We start from the raw sequence: 17774 nt of genomic DNA, 5'->3' as shown, positions 1-17774 counted from the left end.
TCGGCAAAGGCAACGGTCATGATTTTGCTTTCGGTTTGCGGGCAGAGTAAAGAATGACGAGAACCGAAAGCAGGATGAATGCTGCGGCCACGGGGCGATTGATCAGAAACCAGGGGTCGCTGCCCGTGGCGGCAAAGGCCTGACGGGTGGTTTCTTCCAGCTTGCCCCCCAGAATGAAGGCGATGACAAAGGGCAGCGGTGAAATCGCGACCACGCGCATCAGGTATCCCAGAACCCCGAACCCCAGCGCGAACCAGATCACCTCCATCCGGGTTTCCTGAACGTAGATGGCGGTCAGGGTCAGCAATAGCACACAGGGCAGAAGAATGTGCTTTGGGATGTGGATCATGATCCCCATGGATCGCATGAACAGCCCACCAATGGTCCAGTTCAGCACATTGGCAATCATCATTGCAGTGAACAGGCCAAAGGCGATGACCAGTTCGGGGTTCACCGCGTCGGCGGTAAAGCGGAAAACGGACGGGCCGGGATTGAAACCACCGATGCTTTCAGCAGCGAGGATCAGGAACACGGCGGCTGCATTGCCAGGGATACCGAGGCTGAGCACCGGGATCAGGTTGGCACCCGAAACCGAAGAATTGGCGGCCTCGGTCGCGGCAATGCCTTCGGCTGCGCCTTTGCCGAATTCCGGCGCGTCAGGGCGTTTGGTGCGCGCATAGTGCGACCGGCCCACAGAATATCCCAACGTTGCCGCCAGCGTCGAACCGATGCCGGGCAGGGCACCGATGCAGGTTCCAATCAGCGCCGACCGGCCGATAACCGGAAGGAGCCGCCGGATGTCGGCCCAATGCAGCCGCTGGTCGCCCGTATCGCGATGTGGGGCGATGGTGCCGCGTGCCTGTTTTGTGCGCCACAGGTCTTCGAGCTCTTTCAGCACCGCGCCGATGATCAGAACGCCCAGAACGGCGGTGGTGATCGGAAATCCCTGGGCCAACATCGGGCTGTCCAGGGACAAGCGGGGATAAAAATCCTCCCCGGTGCCGACATAGGCCGCAAGCAGCCCCAGCCCGGTCGAAATGAGCCCCTTGGCAGCGGATCCCCCAATCACGGCCGCGATAAAGCTGAGCGACAGGATCAGCAGCGCAGTTTTTTCCGGAAGATCCAGATAGGCCTCGACCATGATCGCCAGAAAGGGGGCGCAGACAAACAGCACGATATCTGAAAACGTATCTCCGGAAGCCGAGGAAAAATGAGCCACCCGCAGCGCCTTTTGGGCTTTGCCGCGTTTTGTCATGGGATAGCCATCCAGCGTGGTCATGAAGGCATCCGGGGTGCCGGGTGTGTTGAACAAGATCGCCGGCACCGCTCCGCCAATGGTTGCCCCTTTCATCACGCCGATCAAAAAGCCCATGACCGGCAACAGGGCATCCGGGGTATATCCGAACACGGAAATCAGAATCGGCAAGGCGATTGCCATCGCGATGGGACCGGCAAGGCCGGGTGTGGCACCGACGGCAATCCCCACCAGAAACCCGGCCAGGATCATGAGCAATGTCGCCGAAACCGGCAGGCCAAAGAGCGAAAACAGCTCGGGTCCCTGAAAGACGGCCAGAACACCCATCCAGATGTAGTCAAGCGTTCCCATCATACGTCCCCATTCGGAGGCAACAGCAGGTCTTTGAATGGCAGATCATAGAGCGCGATCATGATCAGAACGGCGAGCAACGCCACCAGAACGGCGCGGATGCGAATGCGCCCTTCGACCAGGGCAATCATGCCGGAAATCATCAGGGTTCCGCCCAGCAGATACCCGATGTATTTCCAGGGCGCGCTGTCGCGCAGCAGGCGATATTCCAGGGTATCGCCGTGCAGGGTATTGATGAGCCACACACTCAGAGGTCCGGCGTGGCGCATCACCACCAGGCTGATACAGATCACAGCGATCAATGACGCCGTGAACCCCAATCCACGCAGGGACGGTTTGGGCTGGCCGTCAGCCGTGCGATCAACAACAACCAGCAGCCCGCCGCCGATCAACAGGAACAGCGCCGCAACCGTGGGGGCAAGCGCGTCACCGATCACCACCTGACGGCGGATCTTTTCAACCAGCCCTGTCTGGGTGTCCAGCGGGATCCACAGGCTCAACAGGATCGCGGCAAATATCACCATGACCAGCCCGAGGATCAGATTGCTTTTGGGTGCGCGTATCATCATGACTCCCGACACAGGCCAAAGGAGACCGGGGTTTCACCATCTGGGATGAGACCCCGGCCAGGGGGGGGAGTGTTCAGTCAGAAGCTGCGTCCATCAAGGCCTCAGCTTCTGAAAAATCCTTGGCCAGCAGGGCGGTCAGGTCGTCACCTGTAATTGTGGCGGCCCCGCCAAAGACCTTTTTGATCAGTCCGCCCGCCTTTGTGGTATCATCGGACACCACATCGGCAATCGCCTGGGAAATGGCGCTGCGGGCGTCATCTGGCATACCTGCAGGGCCGACAAAGACAAAATGGCCGTCGGCGGCAAAACCGACCCCAAGATCAGCAAATGTGGGGGCGTCAGGTGATTGGGTCAACGGGGTCGTCATGGCCGAGGCCAGGTTCACCAGATCCCCGGAGTCGACGCCCTTGGCCTGGATGCCTGCCATGAAGCCGACGTCCAAATCCCCAGCGTTGACGCCATTCATCACACCTTTGCCGCCCTTGACGCTGACGATGTTGAAGTCGACGCCCTGTGCCTTGCCCAGCAAATAGGCCAGATCCGCCAGCTTGGGGCTCATCACGCCAAAGCGGATGTCCTGGCCGCCCTTGGCGGCAGCCACCATCTCGTCAAAGGATGTCCAGCCTTTGGCGGTTTGGGCCACCACGCCCATCTGGAATCCGGCGGTGGTGGTCAGGCCGGTGAAATCATCCGGCGTCATGCCCGCATTGGCAGCGGCCATGTTGTAGCCAAAGGTTTCGGTCACAGCCAGCCCGATCGCAGTGCCGTCGTTTGGCGCATTCTTTAGCGTGTTGGCCAGGTTCAGACCGCCCTTGCCGGTGACCTGTTCGGGGATGAATTTCCACCCCAATCTGGCTTCCAGCTCTTCTGCGATCAGCCGGGCCTGGGTGTCAGCGCCACCGCCGGCCCTGAACCCGATCATCAGTTTGATGGGGCCGGGTGGGGTCCAGTCAGCCGCCCAGGCACCGGTTGCCATCACAGCCACACTGAGCGCGGCAATCCCTGATTTGATCATGCGTTTCATGTCGTCCTCCCTGAACGCGACGGTTTATCAAGCCTGCGACGAATTTAGTTGACCAGTCAACAAAAAAGTTGACCTATCCACTTTATCCCGTCACATTGAAGTCAGCCAAAGGGAGTGTGAACCGTGACACAGGATGAGTTGGACAACGCCGTACTGGACATCCCCTTGCAGGAGATGGTGACCTTTCGCATCTCGCGCACCCATGCTCGGTTGAGCGCGCAAGCCGCTCAGCTGCTTAAGAAAACATCGGGAATCTCGCTGATGCAGTGGCGGGTGTTTGTCATGCTGGAGGTCGAAGGCCGGATTACACCTGCCGAGATCGTGCGTCGGACAGACCTGGATAAATCCCAGCTGAGCCGCACGATCAAAAGCATGGTGGCCGAAGGCCTGCTAACCAGCGAACCCAGCGAATCGGATCAGCGTGCCCATGTGCTGGAATTCACCGCCAAAGGGTTCGAGGTCTTTCAACAGGCCCGCCCACACATGCGCCATCGTCAGGCGCGGTTGTTGAATTCATTGACCGATGATGAACGCGGGGCGCTGTTTGACGCTCTGGCCAAGCTGGATTCGGCAGTTGAGGACCTGGAGAACGACATATGACATCGAACCTGTTGATCCTCATGTCCGACGAACATCAGGCCCGTGCGTTGGGCTGTGCCGGACATCCGCTTGTGCAGACGCCGCATCTGGATGCCTTGGCTGGCCGGGGCACCCGGTTCACCAATGCCTATACCCCATCTCCGATCTGTGTGCCTGCGCGGGCCAGCTTTGCCACGGGCCGCTATGTGCATCAGACGCGACTGTGGGACAATGCCATGCCCTATGACGGGGCGATTCCGGGGTGGGGACATGCGCTGCAACGGCAGGGGGTACCGGTCGAAAGCATCGGCAAGCTGCATTACCGCAGCGCCGAGGATCCGGCCGGATTTGATGTCGAACACCTTCCGATGATGGTGGCCGACGGCGTCGGTATGGTCTGGGCCTCGATCCGCAAGGAAGACGAGCGCATCATGGGCAAGGGTCGCATGCTGGGCGAATACATTGGCCCGGGTCAAAGCAAATACACCGAGTATGACGCCGCGGTGACGGCCCGCACACGACAGTGGTTTCAGGATCGGGCGGCCAGCGGCGATGATCGGCCGTGGTGTCTGTACGTCGGGTTGGTGGCCCCCCATTTTCCGCTGGTCGTGCCACAGGAATTCTATGATCTCTATGCGCTGGACAGGGTGCCTCCGTCCAAGCTGCACCCGCGCGACGGGCACCAGCGCCACCCCTGGGTGGAAAAGCAGAACGCCTTTATGGACAGCGAGGCCAAATTCACCAGCGAAGACGAGCGCAAGGTGGCGATCGCCAGCTATTTGGGATTATGTTCCTGGCTGGATCACAATGTCGGGGAAATCCTGGCGGCGCTGGGCGCGGCCGGATACGGGGACAATACAACGATTGCTTATACCTCGGACCATGGAGACAATCTGGGTGCGCGTGGATTGTGGGGCAAATCCAATCTTTATCGCGAAAGCGTAGAAGTTCCATTGATCCTGGCAGGTCCGGATGTGCCCCGGGGCATCTGTGACACGCCGGTCAGCCTGGTCGATCTGTCACATACGATCGGCACACATTTCGGGGCGGACATAGACGGAACTACAGGGCTGCGTTCCCTGGCCGATGTCATTGCCGAACCTCCCGATCCTGACCGGCCGATTTTTTCGGAATACCACGCTGCAGGCGCGGTGTCTGGCGCGTTCATGCTGCGACAGGGGCGTTGGAAATACCATCATTACATCGGCTTCGCGCCTGAACTGTTCGATCTGGAAACCGACCCCGAAGAGACCACTGATCTGGCGGCTGATCCGGGTCATGCGCCTGTTGTGGCGATGATGGAACAGGCCCTGCGGGCCATTTGTGATCCGGACCAGACCGACGCCCAGGCCTTTGCCGATCAGGCCGATCTTATCACGCGACATGGTGGACGAGAGGCTGCGCTGGCGCTTGGCGCTCCTGGTGCGACACCGCCCCCAGTATTGGAAACTGACTCATGAAATTGACCATCCTCGGATCGGGTTCGCCCGAAGCATATGCGCGACGTGCCTCGACCGGCTATCTGCTGGAAATCGGTGACGACAAAATCCTGTTTGATTGCGGAGGCGGGGTGTTTGACAACCTGGTGCGCTCGGGGCGGTTGCCCAGCAACATCACGCATCTGTTCTTTACCCACCTGCACACGGATCACATGATGGATTATGCCCGTCTGGTGCATGCGGCATGGGACGAAGGAGCCCCACCGCTCAAGGTGTGGGGGCCCGCACCGATTGCCCGTCAGACCGAACTTCTGTTTGGCCGCGACGGGGTGCTGTCGCCGGATCTGATTGCGCGCACCGAACTGGCCCCCAGCCAACAGGTCTGGGTTGCCCGTGGCGGATCACTGCCGCGCGCCTGGCCCGCGCCGGATGTCACCGAGGTCAAGCCGGGGTTTACCGTTGAAGGGGACGGCTGGGTGCTCAACAGCTGTGAGGTGCCCCACGCGCAGCCCGCGTTTGATTGCATGGCCTTTTCGGTCGCATCTGGGGGCAAGAAATTCGTCTATTCCGGGGATGCCGGGATCTGTCCGAAACTGTCGGCGTTGCAGCGCGATGCCGACCTGTTGATCCATTGGTGTTATCGGCTGTCCATCGACAGCGTTCATCCCGCCATTGCCGAGTTTTCGCCCACCCCTGCGGATATTGCAAAGGCGGCGCAGGCGGCGCGGGTAAAGCGTTTGCTGATCACCCATTTCCGGATCCACATGGACAGTGCAGAGGGGCATGCCAGCGCCAACGCCGAGCTGGCCGAGCATTTCAAAGGCCCCGCGGGGATCGTCGAGGATCTGGAGGTGTACGCGATCTGATTGCCGGTTTCGACATGCCGGATGCCGTCGCTGAATCGAGACATCGGCACGGGGCATTCCGGGCTGGACACCGGGGGGTTTGCGGCTGGACATTGGCCAGACTTCGCGACAGGGTGAGCCGACCAAAACGAGGGTGGTTAGAGCATGGTTGGCTTTCCGAAAATCTGGCTGCTGCGGCACGGTGAAACCCATTGGAACGCCCAAGGGCGCATTCAGGGGCAGTTGGAATCTGACCTGACGGCGTTGGGCAAAGAGCAGGCCCAGGCTCAGGCCCGGATCATGGCTCCTGTGCTCGCCGCCAATCCCGCCTGTTTTGTGTCTCCGTTGGGGCGTGCCCAGCAAACCGCACAGATCGCCCTGGGCGGGCGCAATTTCACGACCGATCAACGGTTGGCCGAAGCCTATGCCGGGGCACTTCAGGGGCTGACACGGCCCGAGGCCGATTCCCGATGGCCGGGGATCATTGCCGCCAATCCAAACTCGCTGGATCTATTCTGTGAGGCACCGGATGGTGAAGGGTATGCCAGTTTTCTTGCCCGTATCAGTGATTTCATGACGCACCTTCGCGGACCATCGGTGGTGGTTGCACATGGGTTGCTGGGGCAGGTCATTCGTGGCCTCGTTCTGGGGTTGGAACGCAGGGACATGGCTGTTTTGCCGAATGAACAGGGCTGTGTCTATCTGCTGGAAAACGGAACCGAAACCGTTTTGCGCTGACGGTTTCGGCCGTGGGTCTCAGTTCCGTCCAATATTGGTCGCGGCCCGGGTGGTGCGCGGTCGCCGTCAAACAGACCCTATGGCGATGTGATCGCATACAACGCCACCGGCGCTTTGATCTTTGAACCCAGTCGTGTGGATCGGAAAAAAAAATCATTCAGAAGGAAAAAATGCTCAACAAGCCTCTTGCGCGTGGGCTCAGCTTTGGCTAAATCCACCAGCGCGGGTGATTAGCTCAGTTGGTAGAGCGCTTCGTTTACACCGAAGATGTCGGGAGTTCGAGCCTCTCATCACCCACCATCCATCTCTTTGAAAATAGTTCGCTTTTGAAATAAGAGATGCGATGTTTTGAAGTGTCCCCTGGTTCCGTGATCCTAAGTGTTCCCTTTCCTTACAGCTCGAATCTGCGGGACGTCGACAGCATCGGCGGCCGTGCGCTGGTCGTCTGGGGAGAAGCGTGGATAACCGTTGGTGACGCAAAGCCCATGTTTGACGTGATTAAAAGGCGCTTTCAGTCCAAAGAAGGCAGGATCGGTTAACGCAGAGCGGCGGATGCCAGTCCTTCGCCGAGGTCGCTTCTGAAGACAACTCTGCCCAGGAGGTGGGCTCCCGCAAGAGGACACATAGCTTGCCGAAACGAGCTGCTCTGCAAGTTCCACATTAAGGTTGTATTATAAAAAGTATGACGCACGTATAGGGTTTTATTGATGCTGATTTGGGTGTAGTGCGTCGAATAATAGGCAAGACCAACGGAGTGCGTTCTGAAAAAGGTGTTCCGTTGCGTTCATAGGACGAAACCTCTTATTATATCGCGCTTATTGCGCCCAAGTAAGCGAAAGAATTTGATATGATACCCGCCCCCAACATTGATTTGAGTTTTTACTTCTTTGTCGATGAACATGGCCAGCTTGGTGACATAAGCAACAATGGTCGGGTCCCGGTCGAAGTTGTGGATTGGGACACCAGCACAGTCACCGATATGTCAGCGATGTTTGGTGCCTATTTTGGGTTTTCTAACCCGATGAACCTGAACATTGGCAGCTGGAACACCCAGAACGTCACAGACATGAGCGACATGTTCAGAAACGCGACCGTTTTCAATCAGGACATTGGCGGGTGGGACACCGGCAGCGTCACCAATATGTACCAGATGTTCAGAAACGCCGCTGTGTTCAATCAGGATATCGGGGATTGGAATACCGTAAATGTCACGGATATGAGCGTGATGTTCTATGATGCCGCCGCGTTCAATCAGGATATCGGGGCGTGGGACACCGGAAAAGTGACACACATGAGCTGGATGTTCTATGACGCCCTTGCGTTCAATCAGGATATTGGCGGGTGGGATACCGGAAATGTGACGGACATGTCGCATATGTTTTCCGGGGCACTTGCATTTGACCAAAACATTGGAAATTGGAATACCGGCAATGTCACCAGTTTTGGAGGCATGTTTGATGATGTGTCGTCCTTCAACCAGGATCTGAGTAACTGGGACACCAGCAGTGCCAATGGAATGTCCAGCATGTTTTATGGTGCGTCATCCTTCAACCAGGATCTGAGTTCCTGGGAGACCAGCAATGTCACGACCTTCGGTCACATGTTCTATGGTGCCGCGTCCTTTGACCAGGACCTGAGCGCCTGGGACATCTCCTCATTGCAATTCGCCGTTGGTATGTTCTCCGGTTCGGGCATGAGCACGGAGAATTTCGACGCCACGCTGGCGGGTTGGGCACGTCTTGATCCCGGCGAAACCCGCATTCCGATTGGTGTTCCGCTTTGGGCGGAGGGCCTTTTTTACTCGGATCAACATGTCGTTAACATCTTGGTCACCGAATATAATTGGACGATCCTGGATGTCCGCTATTACCTGTTCGGCACCATCGGCGACGACGTTCTGGACGACACCGCGGGTACTGCTGGCAATCGCTTAGATGGGCTTGAAGGTGACGACTACATCACCGGCAGCGCCTTTGCTGACAGGCTGTCGGGCGATGCCGGTGGCGACACGCTGGTCGGTGGGCTAGGCCTTGATGCGCTGATTGGCGGCGAAGGCGACGATGTTATCTACGGCGGTTTGATGGACAGCCCGTCCGAGGGTGATTTGGCTGACCGCATTCTGGCCGGATATGGCAATGACTATGCCGATGGCGGCTATGGCAATGACGAGCTGCGCGGCGAGGCGGGTAACGACACTCTGCTGGGCGGATTTGGTGCCGATACGCTGATTGGCGGCGAGGGCCATGATGTGCTGACCGGCTCGGCGCTGAGCGACGAGATTTTCGGCAGTTCAGGCGCGGATTTCATCAACGGCGGATTTGGTCATGACCGGCTGAATGGTGGCTGGGGCGCGGACCGGTTTTTCCACGCTGGCATCGCGGGCCACGGGTCGGATTGGATACAGGATTACACGGCTGTAGATGGCGATGTTCTGCTCTGGGGCGGTGGTCTCGTGATGGCGGACGATTTCCAGGTCAATTTTGCCCATGCGTCGAATGCATCAGGGGACCGTTCCGGCGAAGATACAATCAGGGAGGGATTTGTGATCTACAAACCGACGGGACAAATCATTTGGGCGCTGGTCGATGGTGAAGATCAATCCGAAATTAATATTCAAATTAGCGGTGAAGCGTTCGATCTTCTCGCATAAAATCGTAATCACAATTCATAACCTAGACTTCCCTCGAATATGCAGCATGTATCGTTTTGATAAAAACTCACCAAGGTAATATCGAGGGTCGTGTAATGAATCACATGCCGAAAACGATCGTGTGAATTCATGAGCATCAGCAACACAAATAGGAATGGCACACCCAGCGGAGCAAACTCCAGCGATGCCATTTATGGCGCGCCCGGAGATGGCCTGTTCTTTGTCGGATCTGATAACAAGGCTGTTGCGCAAAGCGCTCCTTGGCGTGAGTTGGCCGTTTCGCGTTTGAGTTCGGGTGACGGCCTTGATCACGGCCCTGCTTGGAGCATGGTAGAGCGCCGATTTTTCCACAGCGCCCGACCCAGGGGTCGGGGTGCCCGCAGGGTTTTGTTCCGCGCGACGGCAGCTGCACAGTCTGTTTGCCGGGCGCGGCCGTTGTGGCGGATCGGGGGCACCGCATCAGCGCCTCGTGCAATGATCGCCCATGGCACCGTCTGGATGTCCGTCTGGATGTCGTTGCAGCCGAGGCAGATCCGAGTTCAAGCCAGCCTCCTGGCTACTCAGTGACTCTGGGGTGAATCGGTCTATTCTTTGTGTTGAGCGCAGTTTTCAAAGGACGAACACATGCTGGCACGTATTCAATGCCTGATCCTGATTGGGGCCACCTTGGGCCTTACAGCTTGTGTGCCGGAGCCCGGCACTCAAGCCTACCAAGACTATCAGACTCACAAGGCAAATCGTAATGCGGTGATGGGGCAGGGTGGCCGCTGAGCAATGATCGTGTGAATGCCTGCGTGTTGGGGAGACCCTGTTGCGGGCCGGGAGCCACCGGGCACCGGATTTGGGTATGAAGAGACCGCAGGCAGCCTGACGCATGGATTACTCAGGAAGCCCAGCCGCGCGCAGCCCCTCTTTAAAACGTGTCTGACCAATAGGATCAGTGATCTGGATGAAGCTTGTGGAAATGCTCGCATTGGGCATACGTTCTATGATGGCTTTGACCGTCTGACTTGCTTTGGTGTCGTCGCCAAGTTGTCCATAAGCAGCAGCGCGCCACCACAGATTTCCAATAAAGCGCGGGTTCTTTGAGCGCGCAGTCTCAAGATGTTCCAGTGCTTCGCCATATCGACCCTGAAGATAGATTGCCTGACCCAGCAACTGGTCGGCGAGCCAATTGTGAAATGGGTTCAACCGAACCGAAAGGCGCAGCAATTCCTCGGCCTCAGACCCGCGGCCAAGAAAGATCAGCGCCAATGCTGATCGGGTCAGCAGATTCGGATGGGCGGGTTCGAGCTCCATTGCACGCCTGAACTCGTCAAGCGCGCCTTCGTAGTCGCGCAAATTCAGAAGCGATTGTGCAAGAACCTGACGCGAATACCAGTCATCCGGTTCGAGACGCACGACCTCTCGTGCAATTTCAAGACCATTTTCAAGCGCAAGTCTGGGATCGTTCGCAACCCGGAAATAGCCGGTCTGGGTTTCGACAAATCCGAGCAACGCCGTGGCTCTCACGAATTCGGGATCCAGCGCCAACGCCTCTTGCGCCAGTGCGCGCGCGCGCTGGTAGGAGATGGGAGTATTCACCCAGCTTGCCTCGTCCGCACGCGCCCACAGCAGAAAGGCCTCTGGGTTCTCTGTGAAGCGATGCCGGTCCTGCACGCGCTCCAAATCTTCGGAAAACTGCTGCGCGAGATGGGTGACAAGCGAGTCCTGCAATTCAAACACGTCCTTGGACGCACGTTCGATACGGTCGCTCCAAATTATGCGTCCTGACAGTGTTTCGATCAGCTCGGTGTCGACGCGGACTTGTTCGCCAGACCGCCGCAATGTGCCTCGCACGATATGAGCCACGCCCAGCTCTTCTGCCACCTTTGCGGGGCTCACCCTCTGGTCGCGGTATCGTTCCGTCGAACTGCTCGCAATGACGAACAGGCCATCGACTCGCGCCAGGCTGCGCGTGAGATCTTCGCCCACGGCCCTTGCCAGCAGTGCTTCTTCCTGGGTGCCGGACTGTGTCTTGAACGGGAGCACCGCGACGGAGGGCTTGTCTGGCAACGCCAGTTGCATCCTCGCAAGAGATGCGGCTTCCACGTCCTGGGGACGCAAACGGTCCCAGGACAGCATGCCAACAAATGCCAGCACCAGCAGAGCCACGCCCGCCGCACCAAATTTCCAAACGAACGTTTGGGGCCGTGACGTCGGCGTCGCTTCAGAAGGTATACTCGGGTCGACCACATTGAACACACGCACTGGGCGGGCGATATTCTTGACCCGGATTTCGCCAAGGTCATGCAGAGTCACGTTCAACTTGTCCCGGATCTGATCGCGCGCCGACCGCGAGATCGCGATGCCACCGGGGTCCGCCAATGCCTCGATCCGCGCTGCAACATTTATGCCATCTCCATGGAGATCATCGCCTTCGACGATGACGTCACCCAGGTTTATCCCGATCCGCAAGGTCAGCGTGCTGTGGTCAGCAAGGTTCTTTTGGATGGCGGCTGCGCATTCGACAGCTTCGACGACGGAGGCAAATTCGGCCAAATACCCATCACCCATCGTCTTGAACAATCGCCCGCGATGGCGTTCAAGGGCCGGGGCGATGATCTCGTCGAATGCCGCGTTCAAAAGCGCACGGGTGCCAGTTTCATCATTCTCGATCAATGAGGAATAGCCCACCACGTCGGCGGCGAGAATCGCGGCAAGTCGACGTTCTACTCTATTCTCAGTCAAGACGGGTCTCCCGAGCAGTCATAAAGAACAATTGCCGAAACGAGCTCAGATTGCACGATTATTCATGGTAACGTCCGTCGGTGATGCCAGCGCCGTCCAGGGGCGGGCGAAAACTATGCCCGGTGTTCTTTCAGCTTCACATTTTTGGCTGTGACTTCAGATCTGCTGTTGTTTCGTGTTCTCGGGCCCCTCGGAAATGAGGGAAGTGGTCCGAAACGTTCTTGCGGCGACGAAGGCATGCGTCTGTTCCGACTTTCCAGGGCATATTGGAGCGCGAAATCAGCAGGCAGATTTCCGGTAACCGTGATAGATGGGGGCGCAAATCTGCCAATGCGTGGCGGATCGCACATTGGCGTGCCTGTCCGCTGGCTTGCCGGTGTCGGGCGGGCAGCGCCGGGAATGCGCCGACGGGTGAAGGATCGTGACGAAGCCTTGTCTCACAAGGGGTTAGTTGGGAAACCAAAAATAATTCCCACCAAACAGCAGAAAAACGCGAAACACTGCTTGACGATATCGGGGCTGGGCCATAATACACCCAAACGTTCAGCAAGACACGCTGAACAGACAGCGGGCGGTTGTAGCTCAGTTGGTTAGAGTACCGGCCTGTCACGCCGGGGGTCGCGGGTTCGAGCCCCGTCAACCGCGCCACTGCTGTCAGCCCCGACCCGGGGTCCAGAAATGGAAAATGGGTCCGGCCCGGATGGGCAACATAGGCCGAAAAGGTCATGCGCGGTTGTAGCTCAGTTGGTTAGAGTACCGGCCTGTCACGCCGGGGGTCGCGGGTTCGAGCCCCGTCAACCGCGCCACTTTTCTCAAAACAATCAATATCTTATTCAGCGTTTCGACGTGAGGATAGCTGGTGGCACCCTTCCCACCTGCCGCAGTCTGCGGTTGCGTTCTGACAGGGCGGGGATCGGGACGGATGGCGCGTCTCCGGGGCTTTCAGTAGTCATAGCCAAGACGGCGTTCCAGAGCGCAATCCAATCGTGCCCTGAGGAATTCGAGATCCGGCTGGCTCAAGATTTCGGGCGTGGGGGGGCGCGGACCGACGCGGCTTTTGAATTTTGAGCCGACGCGCCGGTGAACGCCTCGAAACATGTCGGGACGAGCAAAGGACAACGCATCCAGGAGCGCATGGGTCGCAGCCATTGGATCGGCTTGCACGACTTCGGCCCGGATCAGGATGAAATTGCAGTTGCGTTCGAAATAGCTCAGCAGCGCCTGAAGCTTGGCTGTGCGCATATCGAAAACCGTTTCAAAAGGGCGGCCGGTAAGCGGATGGCGATCATGTTGCAACGTCTGTCCGACAACACCCAAAGGGCCTGAGTTTTTGAAGTAATCCTCGCGGTCGATCTCGCTGTGCCAGGGCGTGCGCAGAAACTCGGAAAAGGTTAGCCTCTGAATGTCGGGAGTCGAATGCCAGGGTTTGGCGTGCAATGACCGAACCCAGGATGTCGCGTCGCGGACCAGACCGACAACCACAAGATCATCCGGGATCGCCATTGCATGGGGAAACCCGTGTTTCCAGCCCAGGACATCCGATGATTTCATCGGGGAATTTCGCCCCAAAAGCCGGTTGGTCAGGTTGGTACCCGAGGCCCGCTCTCCGATAACTTGAAACCGGGTTAAGGTGGTTGCCGGTTTCAGGTGGATTGCGATGCCGGTTTCGGCAAAATCTGTGGGAAGGGCATCAAAAGGGGGCATGGGCGCTCGATTTTATGATTCTCTTGTCGGCATATGTTCGCTAAGAATGGAGCAAAGAAAAAGGCGAGGGCAGGGCAGATCATGCAAACAGTTGCTGCATTGACGATGGTGCGGGACGATGCGTTCTTTCTCGAGGCTTGGTTGCGCCACTATGGCGAGATGCTGGGGCGCGAAAACTGTTATGTGGTCAACCACGGGCGTGGCACCGAGGTCGCCGATCTTGCCCAGGGCTGCAACATCATTGGCATCCCCGGAGACCCGCACAAGAGTTTCGACATGAAACGATGGCGGATGCTGAACAATTTCGTCATGGCGCTGCGGTGTTATTACAACCATGTCATCGTCGGCGATGTGGACGAACTGGTCGTGGTGGATCCGGCGACGGGTATGGATCTGCGGCAATGGTTGGAAACGGTCCCGGCCAACAGGGTTCTGACGCCGCTGGGGTTGGAAGTGATCCACCGGATTGACATGGAACACGAGACGATCGCCGGACCTATCCTAGGGCCACGGCGTCATGTGCGACCGGCCCCACATTATTCCAAGCCCTGCATTATCTCGACCGGGACCAAGATTGCCCGGGGTGGGCATTTCACCCAATACGGCAAACTGCACGCGCCGGATGAGCTGTTTCTGTTTCATCTGAAATACTGTGATCTGGGCAATTACGCCGCGACCATGGATCGCCGCAACCATGTGTCGGCAGCCACTGGAGCCACAATCAAGGAAGCTGCGATCGGGCGTCACTGGTTTGCTGAAGCACGCGGTGAAGACCGTGCGGTTTTTGAAGCCTTTGAGGGGTTGGAGATGCAGGAGGAGTTCAATCTGGAACCGCTGCGTCGCAAGATGCGCCGCACATTCCGGGCGCGGGGGGAAACCGGTTTTTTCGAGTTCGATCGCCCTGAGTATCACACGCAATATTTGCTGCCTGAGCGATTCTCCGGGTTGCTTTGACCGCCCGGTTGGGCGGAGGGCTGGATTAACGGCTGTGTTCGCGCCCGTCGCATCGGGGTCTCACCGCAAACTTTCTTGCTATTGGGGCTCTGCCGCTCCTGGACATTGGGGCTCTGCCCCAAACCCCGAGGTATTTCGGACCAGAAAGAAGCAGCGCGCACCGACACGTGGAGCAGGCGTTCCCTGTGGTCCGGGGGATGTCGACGAGGGGCAGGCCCATCAAATCGGTGCCATTGGGATGGGACGAGGGAGATCTGCCAGGCGCGGCAGCGCGTACCGGGTGCCTTTTGACCCGAGAGCCAAGCGGGGGCGGGGCCGAACCCTGACAAGAGCCTCAGGGCCGATGCATCGGATGATTTTCCCAGGGTTTACCGCTTCGGTTAGGTGAGCGTGACCATCTGTATGGACCTTGTAGACAACAGTTGGCCGGCAAAGGATCCTGTGTTTGGTCTGTGGTCTGGGCGTGACCGGCGGGCAGCGCCCAAAGAGCGTGCGCTCCTTGGGGTGTTCAGGTGCGGCTCAGGGCATCGAGGATGCGTGCCCAGGAGCGGATGCCTTTGTGGAGTGAGACCCGTCCAGGAAACGCTCCGGGGGAGCGTTTCAGGGTTGAGCGGGCGCTCCTTGGGGTGTTCAGGTGCGGGTCAGGGCATCGAGGATGCGCGCCCAGGAGCGGATGCCTTTGTGAAAGCTCTTCACGTCATATTTTTCATTTGGGGAGTGAATCGCGTCATCGTCATTGGCATAACCGACCAGCATCGCATCCATGTCCAGCACAGATTTGAAGAACCCGGCAATTGGGATTGACCCGCCCATGCCGGTAAACACGGCCTCGCGGTCCCATTCGTCCGACAGCGCGCCGCGGGCGGCTTCGAATTCAGGGCGTGCGATGTTCATCACCGGTGCGGGCGAGCCTTCGAGGTCATTGTCCCAAGTGACGGTGGCGTCAGGGGACAGGCGCTGTTGCACATGGGCGCGGATCTTGTCGCGTAGCGCGTCGGGATCCATGTCACCCACCAAACGGCAGGTGATCTTGCAGTGGGCCTCAGACGGGATCACGGTCTTGGACCCGGCCCCGTTGTAGCCGCCCCACAATCCGTTGATCTCCAGCGTTGGGCGGGCCCATTGCTGTTCCAGGGTCGAATAGGCCTTTTCCCCGTGGGGTTGGCTGTATCCAACCGAGTTCAAATATTCAGCTTCGTCAAAGCCGCAATTCTGCCACTGGCGCAGCTGTTCGGCGGAGACTTCGTGCACGCCTTCGTAGAAGCCATCCACTGTGACCGCGCCGGTGTCTTCGTCATGGAAAGAGGCGATGACTTTCGACATTTCCCGCAGCGGGTTCAGGCCGGGACCACCGTAATGGCCGGAATGCAGGTCGATCCGGGGGCCGGTGATGGTGAATTCATCCTTGAGCATGCCGCGCAGCTGCGAGGCAATCGACGGCACCCCGCGCGACACCATCGAAGTGTCACAAATCAGCGCCAGATCGGCCTTCAGCTCGTCCGCGTTGTCCTGCATGAAGGGGATCAGCGAGGGCGAGCCGGATTCCTCTTCGCCCTCAAAGAAGAAGGTGATGCGGCAGGGCAGGGATCCGTGGACCTCTTTCCAGGCGCGGCAGGCTTCGACAAAGGTCATCAGCTGTCCCTTGTCATCAGACGCGCCGCGGCCGCGGATTACCTGTCCATTGGGGGTATCTTCGATCTGAGGCTCGAACGGTGGGGTGTTCCACAGGTTCAGCGGGTCGACGGGCTGGACGTCATAATGGCCATAAAACAGAACGTGGGGCACATCATCGCCCAGATCCTGGCCCACATGGCCAACCACCATGGGGTGACCGGGCGTGGGGCGTTTTTCGGCCGTGATCCCCATGCTGTTCAGGTCAGACACCAGCCAATCGGCGGCTTTATCACAATCGGATTTGAACGCGGGGTCGGTGGAAATCGACTGGATTCGCAGCAGATCCATCAACCGCTCCATCGCGGCGGGCAGTTCGGTGTCAATTCGGGCGAGAACGTCATCAAGCGACATCATCTGTTCCTTTGTCGAGGGTCATCTTTGGCGCGGAGCCTAGTGTGCATTGCGCCGGGGGGAAACTGCTTTTGTGCCCGATGCGGTGCTAACCGGCGGCGCGGGCCCGGACACAGATCCAGGGTCCTGATGTGGCGTTTTCGTATCCGCCACCTGAATAGGAGGTAACGGACAGATCCTGCCATGCGGCGGCGGTCTGATAGCGATGGTGGGCGTCATCCACGGTTAGATGATTGAAATAGCGCCCCGCGGAATCACGACCCTCTGTGCCTTGGGCCTTGTAGGTTGCCAGATGCCATCCCCCCGGACGCAGGGCGCGATGCACACGGGCCAGAATCTGAGTCAGCGCAGGGCGGGGGACATGCAGCAGGCTGGCGCTGGCCCAGATTGCATCAAATGTCTGGTCAAATGCGAGATCCTGAAACCGCAGCACCTGTACAGTCTGTCCGATCCGGCTTTCGGCCTGGCGGGCAATGGTGGTGGATCCATCACAGGCGGTGACATCAAACCCGCGACGGATCATTTCACCGCTGTCATGTCCGCCACCACACCCCAGATCCAGAATCCGGGCACCGCGCGGCAGATGATCAAGAAAGTCTTTCAAAAATCGGTTGGTACCCTCTGGGCCGCTCCCCCGGTATACCGGCGCGGCAGCCTGGTAATAGGAGAGGGTGTCGAAATCGGTCAGTGTGGCCTGGGTCATATGGCGACTGTTACAATGTTTCCGACTCTCAGACCACTGTCAGCGGACCACAAAACAGCGGCGAGAGGCGTTATCAAAGTGATGCTACATTGCGCCCGGATCGACCTTTATCAGAAACATGGATGCCAAAACGTGATGATCTGTGCCGTTTTCACGCGCTTTCAGGCCGCTCTGCCTCTTGTTCGGATTTTGTGCTGAGGCTATTGAC

At 58.4% G+C, this 17774-nt stretch carries 14 protein-coding genes and 3 tRNA genes; 10 read left to right on the top strand and 7 right to left on the bottom strand.

The genetic code is table 11. The features are described 5' to 3' along the window. Nucleotides 1-16 precede the first annotated feature (16 nt). From K3727_13840 to K3727_13830, 3 genes are all read right to left on the bottom strand, one after another. Nucleotides 17-1609 (bottom strand): tripartite tricarboxylate transporter permease, encoded by a 1593-nt coding sequence (locus K3727_13840; protein UWQ89880.1) that lies wholly within the window; start codon nt 1607-1609, stop codon nt 17-19. After that, nucleotides 1606-2175 (bottom strand): hypothetical protein, encoded by a 570-nt coding sequence (locus K3727_13835; GenBank protein UWQ89879.1) that lies wholly within the window; start codon nt 2173-2175, stop codon nt 1606-1608. Before K3727_13835 ends, K3727_13840 begins: the two co-directional genes overlap by 4 nt. A 73-nt stretch (nt 2176-2248) precedes the next feature. Then, nucleotides 2249-3100 carry a tripartite tricarboxylate transporter substrate-binding protein gene (locus K3727_13830; protein UWQ93382.1) on the bottom strand — a complete coding sequence of 284 codons (852 nt, stop codon included), beginning with the start codon at nt 3098-3100 and terminating at the stop codon, nt 2249-2251. A gap of 222 nt (nt 3101-3322) precedes the next feature. Here K3727_13830 and K3727_13825 point away from each other — a divergent pair, with 222 nt between their 5' ends. The 7 genes from K3727_13825 (at nt 3323) to K3727_13795 (ending at nt 10221) form a co-directional block, all read left to right on the top strand. Beyond that, nucleotides 3323-3799 (top strand): MarR family transcriptional regulator, encoded by a 477-nt coding sequence (locus K3727_13825; protein ID UWQ89878.1) that lies wholly within the window; start codon nt 3323-3325, stop codon nt 3797-3799. Continuing rightward, a complete protein-coding gene (locus K3727_13820; protein ID UWQ89877.1) occupies nt 3796-5238 on the top strand; it encodes a sulfatase-like hydrolase/transferase in 1443 nt (480 codons plus the stop codon). The genes K3727_13825 and K3727_13820 overlap by 4 nt, the downstream gene beginning before the upstream one ends. Beyond that, nucleotides 5235-6083 carry an MBL fold metallo-hydrolase gene (locus K3727_13815; GenBank protein ID UWQ89876.1) on the top strand — a complete coding sequence of 283 codons (849 nt, stop codon included), beginning with the start codon at nt 5235-5237 and terminating at the stop codon, nt 6081-6083. Before K3727_13820 ends, K3727_13815 begins: the two co-directional genes overlap by 4 nt. A 144-nt stretch (nt 6084-6227) precedes the next feature. Then, nucleotides 6228-6800 (top strand): histidine phosphatase family protein, encoded by a 573-nt coding sequence (locus tag K3727_13810; protein ID UWQ89875.1) that lies wholly within the window; start codon nt 6228-6230, stop codon nt 6798-6800. A gap of 224 nt (nt 6801-7024) precedes the next feature. Continuing rightward, nucleotides 7025-7100 (top strand) — tRNA-Val (locus tag K3727_13805). Nucleotides 7101-7647: 547 nt separating this feature from the next. After that, nucleotides 7648-9450, top strand: coding sequence for a BspA family leucine-rich repeat surface protein (locus tag K3727_13800; GenBank protein UWQ89874.1), 1803 nt, complete (start codon nt 7648-7650; stop codon nt 9448-9450). Nucleotides 9451-10074: 624 nt separating this feature from the next. Further along, nucleotides 10075-10221, top strand: a complete 147-nt coding sequence (locus K3727_13795) for a hypothetical protein (GenBank protein ID UWQ89873.1) — start codon at nt 10075-10077, stop codon at nt 10219-10221. Between the two features lie 108 nt (nt 10222-10329). Here the strand turns inward: K3727_13795 and K3727_13790 are convergent, their stop codons facing one another. Next, on the bottom strand, nt 10330-12180 hold the full coding sequence (locus K3727_13790) for a tetratricopeptide repeat protein (protein UWQ89872.1): 1851 nt from the start codon (nt 12178-12180) through the stop codon (nt 10330-10332). Between the two features lie 571 nt (nt 12181-12751). On the opposite strand from K3727_13790, the gene K3727_13785 reads away from it, so the two are divergent. Both K3727_13785 and K3727_13780 read left to right on the top strand, forming a co-directional pair. After that, a tRNA-Asp gene (locus K3727_13785) sits at nt 12752-12828 on the top strand. A gap of 81 nt (nt 12829-12909) precedes the next feature. Further along, nucleotides 12910-12986: transfer RNA gene (locus tag K3727_13780), tRNA-Asp, on the top strand. A gap of 136 nt (nt 12987-13122) precedes the next feature. On the opposite strand, the gene K3727_13775 is transcribed toward K3727_13780, so the two are convergent. Next, on the bottom strand, nt 13123-13884 hold the full coding sequence (locus K3727_13775) for a hypothetical protein (GenBank protein ID UWQ89871.1): 762 nt from the start codon (nt 13882-13884) through the stop codon (nt 13123-13125). 81 nt (nt 13885-13965) lie between these two features. On the opposite strand from K3727_13775, the gene K3727_13770 reads away from it, so the two are divergent. Continuing rightward, nucleotides 13966-14838, top strand: a complete 873-nt coding sequence (locus K3727_13770; GenBank protein ID UWQ89870.1) for a glycosyltransferase family 2 protein — start codon at nt 13966-13968, stop codon at nt 14836-14838. A 630-nt stretch (nt 14839-15468) separates the two neighbouring features. On the opposite strand, the gene K3727_13765 is transcribed toward K3727_13770, so the two are convergent. After that, entirely contained in the window at nt 15469-16863 is a 1395-nt protein-coding gene (locus K3727_13765; protein UWQ93381.1) for a M20/M25/M40 family metallo-hydrolase, read from the bottom strand. Between the two features lie 88 nt (nt 16864-16951). Further along, a complete protein-coding gene (locus tag K3727_13760; GenBank protein UWQ89869.1) occupies nt 16952-17566 on the bottom strand; it encodes a class I SAM-dependent methyltransferase in 615 nt (204 codons plus the stop codon). Nucleotides 17567-17774: the final 208 nt, after the last annotated feature.

It is taken from the genome of Rhodobacteraceae bacterium M382, assembly GCA_025141015.1.
GTDB lineage: Bacteria > Pseudomonadota > Alphaproteobacteria > Rhodobacterales > Rhodobacteraceae > Aliisedimentitalea > Aliisedimentitalea scapharcae.
Note: the sequence above shows the minus strand (reverse complement) of the source record. Positions and strands in the feature narration are given on the sequence as shown.

What these genes read in the sequence shown, in the direction of transcription:
- K3727_13840 (UWQ89880.1), bottom strand. Translation starts at nt 1,609, where the DNA reads ATGATGGGAACGCTTGACTACATCTGGATGGGTGTTCTGGCCGTCTTT.
- K3727_13835 (UWQ89879.1), bottom strand. Translation starts at nt 2,175, where the DNA reads ATGATGATACGCGCACCCAAAAGCAATCTGATCCTCGGGCTGGTCATG.
- K3727_13820 (UWQ89877.1), top strand. Translation starts at nt 3,796, where the DNA reads ATGACATCGAACCTGTTGATCCTCATGTCCGACGAACATCAGGCCCGT.
- K3727_13815 (UWQ89876.1), top strand. Translation starts at nt 5,235, where the DNA reads ATGAAATTGACCATCCTCGGATCGGGTTCGCCCGAAGCATATGCGCGA.
- K3727_13810 (UWQ89875.1), top strand. Translation starts at nt 6,228, where the DNA reads ATGGTTGGCTTTCCGAAAATCTGGCTGCTGCGGCACGGTGAAACCCAT.
- K3727_13800 (UWQ89874.1), top strand. Translation starts at nt 7,648, where the DNA reads ATGATACCCGCCCCCAACATTGATTTGAGTTTTTACTTCTTTGTCGAT.
- K3727_13795 (UWQ89873.1), top strand. Translation starts at nt 10,075, where the DNA reads ATGCTGGCACGTATTCAATGCCTGATCCTGATTGGGGCCACCTTGGGC.
- K3727_13775 (UWQ89871.1), bottom strand. Translation starts at nt 13,884, where the DNA reads ATGCCCCCTTTTGATGCCCTTCCCACAGATTTTGCCGAAACCGGCATC.
- K3727_13770 (UWQ89870.1), top strand. Translation starts at nt 13,966, where the DNA reads ATGCAAACAGTTGCTGCATTGACGATGGTGCGGGACGATGCGTTCTTT.
- K3727_13765 (UWQ93381.1), bottom strand. Translation starts at nt 16,863, where the DNA reads ATGTCGCTTGATGACGTTCTCGCCCGAATTGACACCGAACTGCCCGCC.
- K3727_13760 (UWQ89869.1), bottom strand. Translation starts at nt 17,566, where the DNA reads ATGACCCAGGCCACACTGACCGATTTCGACACCCTCTCCTATTACCAG.